Raw genomic sequence first — 11,167 nt, forward strand, 5'->3', positions numbered from 1 at the left:
TCCCAAATACTCAAACCTGCAGAACGCTGGACACTAGCAGTTGCGTATAGGCGTGTTGGGGATCATCCAGCACCTGATCGGTCAGCCCGGCCTCAACCACATGACCATCCTTCATCACCATCAACCGGTCGGCCAACAGACGCACCACAGCAAGATCATGGGTCACGATGATCGCGCTCAGCCCCATTTCACGCACCAAGCCGCGCAAGAGGTCCAGTAATCGCGCCTGAACCGAGACATCCAGCCCCCCGGTCGGTTCGTCCATGAACACCAGTCGCGGGCCAGTCACCAGATTACGGGCGATCTGCAAACGTTGCTGCATCCCGCCCGAAAACGCGGTGGGCCGGTCATCAACGCGCGCCGCCTCGATCTCGACCCGGCCCAGCCAGTCAATGGCCTTGTCTCGGATGTCACCATAGTGGCGCTCGCCCACGGCCATCAGCCGTTCACCAATATTGCCTCCGGCACTAACTGACATCCGCAGGCCGTCACGTGCATGCTGATGCACAAAGGCCCAGTCGGTACGGCTCAACATCCGGCGTTCGGGCTCCGACATGGTCACCGTATCCACCGGCCCGCTCGCGCGTGTGTCAAAGATCACCTGCCCTGCATCGGGCACCAGATGCCCCGCCAAACAATTCAGCAGGGTCGACTTGCCCGAGCCACTTTCGCCGACAATTCCCATCACCTCACCGGGATAGAGATCAAAAGTCACATCCGTGCATCCGATCCGCGCTCCATAGAGCTTTTCGATGCCCTTTACCTGCAACAGGGGGGTCATGCTGCGTCCTCTCCGGCCAAGCGGCCCACAGGGCCGGTCGCGCGGCGCGACCGGCAATAATCGGTGTCCGAACATACAAACATTCGGTTGCCCGCATCATCCATAATGACTTCATCCAGATAGCTGTCCTCGGCCCCGCACAGGTCACAGGGATGATCAGCCTTGGTGGCCTCGAACGGGTAATCCTCGAAATCGAGGCTCACGACCCTGGTATGTGGCGGCACTGCGTAGATGCGCTGCTCGCGCCCGGCACCGAACAGCTGGATTGCATCCATTTCAAGCTTCGGGTTGTCGAATTTCGGGATCGGGGACGGGTCCATCACATAGCGGCCAGACACTTTCACCGGATAGGCGTAAGCGGTCGAGATCGCCCCGTGCTGGCTGATATCCTCATATAGCTTCACATGCATCAGCCCATATTCTTCAAGGCTGTGCATCTTGCGTGTCTCGGTCTCACGCGGTTCGAGGAAGCGCAGAGGTTCCGGAATCGGCACCTGATAAACGATGATCTGATCTTCGCGCAGCTTTGCCTCAGGGATGCGGTGGCGGGTCTGGATCACCGTCGCCTTCTCGGTTTCCTCGGTCGTTTCAACACCTGCGGTCTTTTCAAAGAACTTGCGGATCGACACCGCGTTGGTCGTGTCATCCGCACCCTGATCGATGACCTTGAGCGTATCCTCAGGCGTCAGCGTCGCAGCCGAGACCTGCACCCCTCCGGTGCCCCAGCCATAAGGCATCGGCATTTCACGGCTGGCAAAGGGCACCTGATACCCAGGAATAGCGAGGCCCTTCAGGATCGCCCTGCGGATCATCCGTTTGGTTTGCTCGTCCAGATAGGCGAAGTTGTAGTCAGACATGGGTCAGCTCCGGCTCATGCGCAGAAGGATCGCACCCGCAAGGGTCAGCGCGGTTGAGGCGACCTTTTTCAGGTCGAGCCTTTCGTTGAGGAAGGTCACGCCGATGATCAGTGCAAAGATGATCGAACATTCGCGCAAGGCAGTGACCAGCGCGATGGGCGCTTGGGTGAAAGCCCAGACAACCAGAACATAGGCGGTGAATGAGGCCGCGCCGCCAAGGACCGCCAACCGCCAAAGGCTGGCTGCCCGCTGCAACAACCCCGGCCGCGCAACCCGCGCCACCAGAGCAAAGCCCAGCGCATTCGCCGCCGTCAGCGTTCCGAAAAAGCCCAGCGCTGTTCCCGCAATGCGCGCGCCTTGCCCGTCGACGATGGAATAGGCGGCGATGAACAACCCGGTGATCAGTGCCAGCCCGGCAGCAGCCATGTTAAAATTGCCATCCGCGCGCCGTACCAGCGCGATCGAGGCGATCCCGACCGAGATCATTGCCATCGCCCATAGCTCGGCCTGGCTGAACGTCACCCCAAAGAACAGCGCCGTACCGAGCGCAACCAAGAGCGGCGAGGCACCGCGTGCGATCGGGTAGACCTGAGTCAGGTCCCCGATCTTGTAGGCCTGAATCAGAAACAGCTGATAGCCCAGATGCAGCCCGATGCCCGCCAGCAGGTATGGCCAGCACGTCCAATCGAGCGGCTGGGCAAACGGCAGAAGCAGAAGGCCGGACAACCCCTGCCCCATCACTATAGCCGTCATCGCGGCGCTTTTGTCCGACCCACCCTTGACCAACGCGTTCCACGTGGCGTGCAGCAGCGCTGCCAGCATTACCACCAGAAAGACGAGCCCGCTCATTCGGCAGCCTCCTTTAACGTGATCCGCGCGTCAGCCTCGCGGCGCAGTTTGCGGACCAATTCAAGCTCGGACTGGAAATCCACGTAATGCGGAAGCTTGATGTGTTCGAGAAAACCGGTCGCCTGAATGTTATCCGCGTGGCTCAGAACAAATTCTTCATCCTGCGCAGGTGCGCCCAGATAGTCTTCACCCAGCTCCTTCCACCGCAGCGCGCGATCAACCAAGGCCATCGCGATGGCCTTTCGTTCAGACTGACCGAAGACCAGACCATAACCACGCGTGAACTGAGGCGGCTCGGTTTTTGAACCCTTGAACTGGTTCACCGTCTCACACTCGGTCAGTTCGACCTCGCCGATTTCGATGGCAAACCCCAACTCGGGGATGTCCATTTCAACCGCAACCTTACCGATCCGCAATTCACCCACAAACGCGTGGTTGCGCGCGTAACCGCGCTGGGTGGAATAGGCCATGCCCAACACGAAACCCTCATCCCCGCGAGTGAGCGATTGCAGGCGCAACGGGCGACTGGCAGGAAATTCCATCGGTTCGCGCGTCAAGTCGCCGGGTGTGTCATCACTTGCTTCTTCGTCCTGAATGAGGCCCTCGTCCTTCAGGAATTCGGTGATATGCGGCGTCGGTTCCTGCCGTGCAGAACCTTCCGGAGCATTCGGGGCATCACCATCCGCAGCCAATTTGAAATCCAGCAAACGATGCGTATAGTCGAACGTCGGTCCCAGAACCTGCCCACCCGGCGCATCCTTGAACGTGGCCGAGATCCGGCGGTCGCAGGCCATCTCACCCGTTTCGACCGGATTGGAATAGCCAAAACGCGGCAGCGTGGTGCGATAGGCGCGGATCAGAAAGATCGCCTCGATCAGATCGCCCCGCGCCTGCTTGATCGCCAGCGCAGCCAGATCGGGGTCATAAAGCGAGCCTTCCGCCATGACCCGGTTCACTGCAAGGCTCAGCTGTTCGCGGATCTGCGCAAGGCTCAGCTCCGCCACATCGGTCGCGCCTCGGCGTTCTTCGGCCAGCCAGGCATGGGCGTTCTCGATGGCTTTTTCGCCCCCTTTGACAGCAACATACATCGCTTAGGCCTCCGACGTGATCTGCGTGCTGCGTGGCAGAGCGGCAACCCTGTCGCCGCAGGTAAAAAAGAAATCGCACCCCAGAGGATAGAGCATCGCATTCCCCTGAAGCGCCGGAATATCCGGCAGAGACAGGCGCGCGGTCTTTTTGATGCCGGGGCCGCTCAGAACGGTACCGCTCTGCTCCAGCCGGTCGCATTCCACTATCAGGGTCGCAGAACGATCCGGGTATTCCGGCGTTCCGATACGATAGGCGTTTAGCGGCCCCAATGCGTCCCATGTGCCAACGGCAAAATCGGCCTTTGCTGCGGATACGAGCGGGGCGCCCGTGTGAAATGTCAGCCAATTGCGGATTGCGTCGGTATCGGTGCCTCCGGCCAGATGAACCCTGGTCTCGGGGTCGCACAGTGTCAGCAGCAATGTACCGGCCGCCACGGACAGAGGTGCAGGAGGTTCACCGCCCGACAGGGCGCGTATGTCACCCGGGCGTGCCATGACGGTCATCGCAGCGCGGAACGCATGTGCGGCATCGACAGGTGCGTTTTGAAAGCCCCCGGAAAACTGTGTTTGCGCGGCCATCAATCTTCCCCCCGAACCAGCGTGAAAAACTCAACCTTGGTGGCCGCTGCCTTGGCCGCGCGTGTGCTTTTGACCGCCTGCATTTGCTGCTGAAGCGGGTCGAGCAGCCGCGCCTGCACCTCATCTGCTGCCCCGGTCTGCATCATCGCATCAATCAATGCCGCGGCTTCGGCCTTGGGTTTCGATCTGCCCTGAACATAACCGTGACCAACCGTTCCATCCTGCAACACCACAGAACAGCGCGTGACCGTCATTTCGCCCAGATTGAACGGTGCTCCGGTGCCGCCGGTGCGACCACGCACCATCACGCTCACGACCTCGGGGCGGCGCAGCCAGTCAAAGCTCGGGCGGGTCTCAATTACGTCCCACAAGGTCATCAGGGTGTCGTCAGGTGCACGGGCCAGCAAACCCATCCAATCCCTGCGTGCCCCGGTCGCGATTTCTGTCTGATCTGTCATCAAAGCCTCTTGGCCGGGTTGTCTATTTGAACTATACAACTAGACAAATATTAACCTGCGTGTGCGCAACACGCAATCTCCAACTGTGTGAAGATTTGGTGACATGAGCAAAACGCCGATCTGGAAAAGCATTGCCCTGCGCCTGACCTCGGACATTGCCGAAGGGCGGTATCAAACCAGTGACCGCCTGCCGACCGAAGCGCAGCTGGCCGCCAAATACGGTGTCAACCGCCACACAGTGCGGCGCGCGTTGGCTGACATGTCGGAACAGGGTCTGGTTCATGCCCGGCGCGGTGCGGGCGTTTTTGTGGCGGCGCGGCCAACCGACTATCCGATTGGCAAAAGGGTTCGATATCACAAGAACGTCTCGGCCAGCGGCAAGATACCGGGAAAGAAAATACTGGCCCTGACCACACGGGCGGCAGATGAAGCCGAGGCCGAAGCACTGGGTCTGAGCAAAGGGGACCCGGTGCATGTCTATGACGGGTTATCGCTGGCGGATGGGCAGCCCATAGCCGTTTTTCAAAGTGTCTTCCCGGCAGAACGCTTTCCAAACCTGTTACAGGCGCTGACCGAGACCCAGTCAGTAACAAAAGCCCTGCAACGCTGCGGCATCGCGGATTACACCCGCATCACGACCCGATTGACCGCGCGCGGCGCGACAGCAACGCAAGCCCTTCACCTGCAACTGTCCGAAGGTGCTCCGGTGCTGTTTTCGGTCGGTGTTAACGCGGACCCGGACGGCGCACCCGTCGAATATGGCCGAACCGTCTTTGCTGGTGAGCGTGTCACGCTGACGCTGAACGAAGAGTAAACCTCAACCCCTGCCGCTCGACCTCGACCTCCTGCCGGGGGTCTCATCCCGTTGGGCGTGGCGCGAAATCCGGATAAACTGCCTTTGGGCCAGCGTTGTCCCGGCAATCGGATGAACGGTCGTGCAAAAGCTCTGTGACGCTTTTTCAAACGGTTGCGCCGCACTGAACCGCGCTGTTTTCTTGTCCTTCCAATCCCGGTTCAGGGCAACAGGAACGGTTTGGGATCGGGTGTGCGCGGCCTGCGCTTTTTACCCGCCTCACCCTGGATCAGACGGCGGCGCAGCCAGCCCGAAAACCAATCCATCAGCATCACCATCAGAATGATCAGGATGATGTAGTAGGCGACCTCTTCCCAGTCTTTCTGCGTGATGATTGCCTGCGTCAGCAGCAAACCAATACCGCCCCCCGTGATTGCACCGATCACCGTCGCACTGCGGGTGTTGGATTCGAGAAAGTACAAAAGCTGGCTCAGCAAAACAGGCGTGACCTGAGGGATAACGCCGAACCGATACCGTTGCGGGGCGTTCGCACCCGTGGACTGCACACCTTCGATCTGCTTCTGATCCACGTTTTCCAACGCTTCCGAGAAGATCTTGCCGAATGTCCCGGTGTCCGTCACCAGAATAGCAAGCGCACCGGTCAACGGGCCGGGGCCAAAGGCGCGGGCCAGAACCACAGTCCAGATCAACGCGTCTACGCCGCGCACAAAATCGAATACACGCCGTGTCGCAAAGCGGATGGATGTCATCCGGTTGAAATTGCGCGTCGCAAGGAAGGCCAATGGCAGGGCCACAATCGCCGCGCCAAACGTGCCCAGAAATGCCATCAGCATCGTCTCGAAGATGGCCCACGCCACATCCTGATGGCGCCACATCTTGTTGGTCCAGAAATCATTAAAGATCGCACCCGCCTCGCCCGACACCGCGCGTCCGGCCAGTTCCGGGAGGGACTTGCCGAAATAAGGACTGTCCAGCGTGAACCAGAACAATTCCCACCCTGTGAAATAGCGGAACACCTCGGACCGGTTGCGGGTGACAGTCAAACGACCTGCGCCCGTGGTCACAGACAGCCGGTTTTTAGAGACATTGATCCACTCCGGAACCTCGCCCTCCGGCAACTCGGCCTGCACACCGGCCGAACGCGTGGGCGTCGCGCGGATAGTGCCATAGCCGGGAATGTCATATTCCACCGTCTGCGCACCGAAACGCACCACATGGCCCTTTTCAAGGTCGATCACGGTCGTCTCGCCCAGTGCCACCCACTCCGGCGCCTGACCCTCAGGGTAAGCGCCCTTGCGCTCACCCTCGATGGCGACAGACACTTCACCGGTGCGATTATCCCGCGCGACATGCGTTTTGTAGCTATAGCTGTCTGCCACCAGCGTCTTGCCATTTGCCCAGTTTGCGCGCCCCACAAGGCCCGACACGTCAAAAGCAAAGAAGACATAGACCAGATAGACGAAAACCAGAGCAGGCAACCCGAAATTCATCAACCTTTTGCGGTTGAACAAGCGATCTGCGTCGGCTTTGAGGTCATCAACAGTCAAATTGGTTGCAAAAGTGCTCATGCCAAAACTCCTTTTTCCGAGCCGTGGGTCAGACGGTCGCGAAGGTAGCCAGACAGCTGGTCGACGACCACGATTGTAACGAACAGAAGAATGAAGATGGCCGCGGCTTCGTCATAACGCCCCTGCCCCCAGGACATGGCATTGCGCAGCTCGTAACCCAGACCGCCCGCCCCAACAAACCCAAGAATGGCCGAGGCACGGATATTGATCTCGAACCGCAGCAGCGCGTAGCTGACATAGTTAGGCCCGACCTGCGGGATCACCCCCAGATACATCCGCTGTGACCAGTTGGCACCGACGGAATGCAGCCCTTCCACCGGTTTCAGCGAGGCATTCTCGTTCACTTCGGAAAACAGTTTGCCCAATGCGCCAGCTGTGTGAATCGCAATAGCGATCATCGCGGGAACCGGGCCACCGCCCAGAATGAAGATCAGAACCAACGCAATCACGATCTCGGGAATGGCGCGGCAGATGTCTGATATTCGGCGAAACAGCGGGATAAATGACGGCCACAGCGCCATGCCGCGTGTCGACATCAGGGCGAAAATCGTCCCGACAATTGTGCCGACAAGCGTCGCTGCCGCCGCGATGTTGATTGTCTCGACCAGAGCCGGGAAGAACGAGACCAGATTGGCTGGCATTTCAGCAGTCTTTTCCCACGCCTCGGACAGAACCTCTGTGGGGTAGTCAAGAATACGGTGCCAGCCATCGACAAAGCTGCCGGCATTCCGGTTGTCGGCTGTGCGAAACCCTGCTGCCATCAACGATAGGAACAGGATCAGGAGGATGCCGCCATAGACCCGCTTGCGTCGTGTCATCGCTGTATAGTCGTTGCGGATCTGATCGACGGATAAGGACCCTGCGGTAAGGTCTGTCATGGAATGCTCCTGAAGGGAAAACGGGGTCCGGTACATCACCAGACCCCGATCATTGGATATGCAGTTTTAGTTGGACTTCAGCTTGCGCGCTTCGATGATGACCTCGTAGGCCTCATGCGTGATAGGATCAAAGCTCTTGGCCTCACCCGCAGCCACACCATAGAAACATTCGCGGTCTTTTTCATCCAGCGTGTTCCACAATTCGGTAACCTGAACTTTGACATCCTCGGGCAGAGCCTTGCGCAGTACAACCGGGCCTTCCGGGATCGGTGCCGATTTCCAGATCTCGACCAGATCGTTCATGTCGACCAGACCAGCATCCACAGCGCGGCGCAGCGCGCCCGACTGATAGCCGTCTTCCCACTCGCCGAGACCATCAGCCCAGGTCACACCGCCATCAACGTCACCGTTGTTCACCGCAACGATGGTCTGCTCGTGACCGCCCGTGAATTTCACCTCAGCAAAATAGTCACCCGATTCCATGGTTGCTCCGGTGGCCTGGGGAATCTCGATCGACGGGATCAGATAACCCGAGGTCGAATTCGGGTCGCCAAAACCAAAAACCTTGCCCTTCATGTCCTCAAGCGAGGTGATGCCGCTGTCCTTGCGTGCAAAACCAACCGAGTAATAGCCGTAGCCGCCATCGGTGTTCACCTTGACCAGTACCGGCTCAACCGCTTCGGGGTCGCTCAGATAGGTTTTGGCATAGCCCGACGCACCCAGCCAGGCGACATCAATCGTGCCGCCCAGCAGCCCCTGAATCACTCCGTTATAGTCGGCAGGGGCAAAAAGTTTGGTCGGAACACCCAACAGTTCCTCGGTGTATTCGCGCAGACACTCGTTTTTGCTCATCCGGTCCTGAGCGTTCTCGCCACCCAGAATGCCAATACGAAACTCGCTGATTTCTTCAGCCATGACCGGTGCGGCCAGTGTTGCGGTTGCGACCAAGGCAGCAATCAGTTTTTTCATCTGTCTCTCTCCAGTTTGATAACCCCGGCCTTTCATCGGGCCGGGCGATGAAAGGGGTTGGGACGGCTCAGATGGTTGCTTCTGCTTCCATCAGCGCCTTTCGCGTGGCGTCGAGCGTTTCGATTTCCGTTGATGTCGCTTCTTCCGAAAAGCTGGCATCGGCACCATAGATTTCGCGGGCAACGCCCGTGGTCAGTTGCTCGGGCAGCCCATCGAACACGATGCGCCCGTCGCGCATACCAACCACGCGGTCGCAATAGCGACGTGCAGTGTCCAGTGTGTGCAGGTTGGCGATGACAGTGCGGCCATCTTCTTCGTGGATGCGGCGCAGCGCCTGCATCACCACCTGTGCGTTCATCGGGTCCAGCGAGGCAATTGGTTCATCCGCCAGAATAATCCTCGGGTCCTGCATCAGAGCCCGCGCAATCGCCACGCGCTGTTGCTGGCCGCCCGACAAGGCCTCGGCCCGTTTCGAAGCGTGTTCCGCAATCCCCAACCGGTCCAGGATGTCGATGGCACGGTGAATTTCATCCATCGGGAACAGGTTGAACATAGCGGCCAGCGTCGAATGACGGTTGAGCGTACCATGCAGCACGTTCGAAACCACATCCATGCGCGGCACCAGGTTGAACTGTTGGAAAATCATCGCACAATCGGCCTGCCAGGCGCGTTTGTCACGGCCTTTCAGTTGGGTGATGTCCCGGCCTTCAAACAGGATTTCGCCTTCGCTGGCATCCGTCAGGCGGTTAATCATCCGCAGCAGGGTGGACTTGCCCGCGCCCGACCGTCCGATGATCCCGATCATGCATGGCTTGTCCACATCCAGCGTCGCGGCATTCACGGCAACATTGTCACCAAAGCGTTTGGTCAGTTTCTTGATACGCAGCACGTGCCACCCCCAATTCATGTTGGCGGACTGCTACAGATGCCGTTCAACGGATATGTGTCAGCGTAGTGAAAGTTTTGTAACGGCACGACACGTGCGGGGGGTATCCATCGCCCCGCCTCACGGGTATACGCATCCGCGACTCTTCAGCTGATACGAGGCCAATATGAGCTTTGACCGCACCATCAAGATCGCGCCGTCCATTCTGTCCGCCGACTTTGCCAATTTCGGGCAAGAAATTCAGGCCATCGAAGCGCAGGGCGCGGATTGGGTCCATGTTGACGTAATGGATGGCCATTTCGTCCCGAACCTGACCTTTGGCCCGCCAGCCGTCAAAGCGTTCCGCCCGCATGTAAAGACGGTCATGGACGTGCACCTGATGATCACGCCGGTCGATCCATACATCCAGGCCTACGCTGATGCAGGCGCCGACATTCTGACCGCGCATGTCGAGGCAGGGGCCCACACCCACCGCACGCTGCAGGCGATCCGCGCCGCGGGCATGAAGGCAGGCGTGGCCCTGAACCCGGGCACCCCGGCTGAGGCGGTCGAACATCTGCTGGACCTCACCGATCTGGTCTGCGTCATGACCGTGAACCCCGGCTTTGGCGGCCAGAAGTTCATCGACATGACTGGCAAGATCCGCAAATTGCGCCAGATGATTGGTGACCGCCCCGTGCATATCGAGATCGACGGCGGTGTTGATCCCCAGACAGCGCCCCTTGTTGCCGCAGCGGGGGCTGATGTGCTGGTGGCCGGGTCTGCCGTGTTCAAAGGCGGATCAGTGGATCGGCCCGAGGTTTACGGCGAGAATATTCGGGCCGTACGGACCGCAGCTGAAGGCGGGTTGGGCTAAGCCGTCCGCTCTCGACAGCGTAGTTTGCTTTATCCGCAAAACTGAATTTCGTTGAACTCATCGGGCGGGATGCGCCCCGCCTTGATGTTCTTGTTGCGGCCTTCATTTGGATCACAGACGTGCCGGGCTGAAGCCCGGCCTACGGGTAGGTCGACAGTCTTCGATACAAGTACAAACAAAAAGGCCGCCCCCTAGGGAGCGGCCTTCTTTAGTTCACCGATGTGCCGGGCTGAAGCCCGGCCTACGGATTATTCTACGATCTTCGACACGACGCCGGCGCCGACGGTGCGGCCGCCTTCGCGGATGGCGAAACGCAGGCCGTTTTCCATCGCGATCGGGGCGATCAGCTCAACGCCGAACGACACGTTGTCGCCGGGCATGACCATCTCGGTGCCTTCGGCCAGGGTCACGGTGCCGGTCACGTCAGTGGTCCGGAAGTAGAACTGCGGACGGTAGTTCGCGAAGAACGGGGTGTGACGGCCGCCTTCTTCCTTGGTCAGGATGTAGGCTTCGGCTTCGAACTTGGTGTGCGGTGTCACCGAACCCGGCTTACACAGAACCTGGCCACGCTCAACGCCGTCACG

General features: G+C 59.4%; 13 protein-coding genes. 2 read left to right on the forward strand and 11 right to left on the reverse strand.

Features of this window, described 5'->3' with window-relative positions; genetic code table 11:
* Positions 1-10: 10 nt before the first annotated feature.
* The 6 genes from phnK to phnG are packed head-to-tail and all read right to left on the reverse strand — an operon-like array spanning position 11 to position 4,612.
* Positions 11-781 carry a phosphonate C-P lyase system protein PhnK gene (gene phnK, locus AC2FPW_RS05145; protein ID WP_496812764.1) on the reverse strand — a complete coding sequence of 257 codons (771 nt, stop codon included), beginning with the start codon at positions 779-781 and terminating at the stop codon, positions 11-13.
* Positions 778-1,638 (reverse strand): alpha-D-ribose 1-methylphosphonate 5-phosphate C-P-lyase PhnJ, encoded by an 861-nt coding sequence (locus AC2FPW_RS05150; RefSeq protein WP_496812765.1) that lies wholly within the window; start codon positions 1,636-1,638, stop codon positions 778-780. Before AC2FPW_RS05150 ends, phnK begins: the two co-directional genes overlap by 4 nt.
* A gap of 3 nt (positions 1,639-1,641) precedes the next feature.
* Positions 1,642-2,487 carry an EamA family transporter gene (locus AC2FPW_RS05155; RefSeq protein ID WP_496812766.1) on the reverse strand — a complete coding sequence of 282 codons (846 nt, stop codon included), beginning with the start codon at positions 2,485-2,487 and terminating at the stop codon, positions 1,642-1,644.
* Positions 2,484-3,575, reverse strand: coding sequence for a carbon-phosphorus lyase complex subunit (locus AC2FPW_RS05160; protein WP_267365723.1), 1,092 nt, complete (start codon positions 3,573-3,575; stop codon positions 2,484-2,486). Before AC2FPW_RS05160 ends, AC2FPW_RS05155 begins: the two co-directional genes overlap by 4 nt.
* A 3-nt stretch (positions 3,576-3,578) precedes the next feature.
* Positions 3,579-4,154, reverse strand: coding sequence for a phosphonate C-P lyase system protein PhnH (phnH, locus tag AC2FPW_RS05165; protein ID WP_496812767.1), 576 nt, complete (start codon positions 4,152-4,154; stop codon positions 3,579-3,581).
* Entirely contained in the window at positions 4,154-4,612 is a 459-nt protein-coding gene (gene phnG / locus AC2FPW_RS05170; RefSeq protein ID WP_496812768.1) for a phosphonate C-P lyase system protein PhnG, read from the reverse strand. Before phnG ends, phnH begins: the two co-directional genes overlap by 1 nt.
* A 103-nt stretch (positions 4,613-4,715) precedes the next feature.
* Here phnG and phnF point away from each other — a divergent pair, with 103 nt between their 5' ends.
* Complete coding sequence (gene phnF / locus AC2FPW_RS05175) at positions 4,716-5,426, forward strand: phosphonate metabolism transcriptional regulator PhnF (RefSeq protein ID WP_496812769.1); 711 nt, start codon at positions 4,716-4,718, stop codon at positions 5,424-5,426.
* A 200-nt stretch (positions 5,427-5,626) separates the two neighbouring features.
* On the opposite strand, the gene phnE (AC2FPW_RS05180) is transcribed toward phnF, so the two are convergent.
* The 4 genes from phnE (AC2FPW_RS05180) to phnC all read right to left on the reverse strand — a co-directional run bounded on the left by phnE (AC2FPW_RS05180) (position 5,627) and on the right by phnC (position 9,730).
* Positions 5,627-6,994, reverse strand: coding sequence for a phosphonate ABC transporter, permease protein PhnE (phnE, locus tag AC2FPW_RS05180; protein WP_496812770.1), 1,368 nt, complete (start codon positions 6,992-6,994; stop codon positions 5,627-5,629).
* Positions 6,991-7,872, reverse strand: a complete 882-nt coding sequence (phnE, locus tag AC2FPW_RS05185) for a phosphonate ABC transporter, permease protein PhnE (protein ID WP_496812771.1) — start codon at positions 7,870-7,872, stop codon at positions 6,991-6,993. The genes phnE (AC2FPW_RS05180) and phnE (AC2FPW_RS05185) overlap by 4 nt, the downstream gene beginning before the upstream one ends.
* A 66-nt stretch (positions 7,873-7,938) precedes the next feature.
* Entirely contained in the window at positions 7,939-8,841 is a 903-nt protein-coding gene (gene phnD / locus AC2FPW_RS05190) for a phosphonate ABC transporter substrate-binding protein (protein ID WP_496812772.1), read from the reverse strand.
* A gap of 67 nt (positions 8,842-8,908) precedes the next feature.
* Complete coding sequence (phnC, locus tag AC2FPW_RS05195; protein WP_496812773.1) at positions 8,909-9,730, reverse strand: phosphonate ABC transporter ATP-binding protein; 822 nt, start codon at positions 9,728-9,730, stop codon at positions 8,909-8,911.
* Between the two features lie 163 nt (positions 9,731-9,893).
* Between phnC and rpe the strand changes: the two genes are divergently transcribed.
* A complete protein-coding gene (rpe, locus tag AC2FPW_RS05200) occupies positions 9,894-10,583 on the forward strand; it encodes a ribulose-phosphate 3-epimerase (protein ID WP_496812774.1) in 690 nt (229 codons plus the stop codon).
* Positions 10,584-10,831: 248 nt separating this feature from the next.
* On the opposite strand, the gene AC2FPW_RS05205 is transcribed toward rpe, so the two are convergent.
* A partial coding sequence (locus AC2FPW_RS05205; RefSeq protein ID WP_496812775.1) for an EF-Tu C-terminal domain-related protein occupies positions 10,832-11,167 on the reverse strand: 336 nt, incomplete at its 5' end.

It is taken from the genome of Ruegeria sp. SATB027 (genome assembly GCF_059613825.1).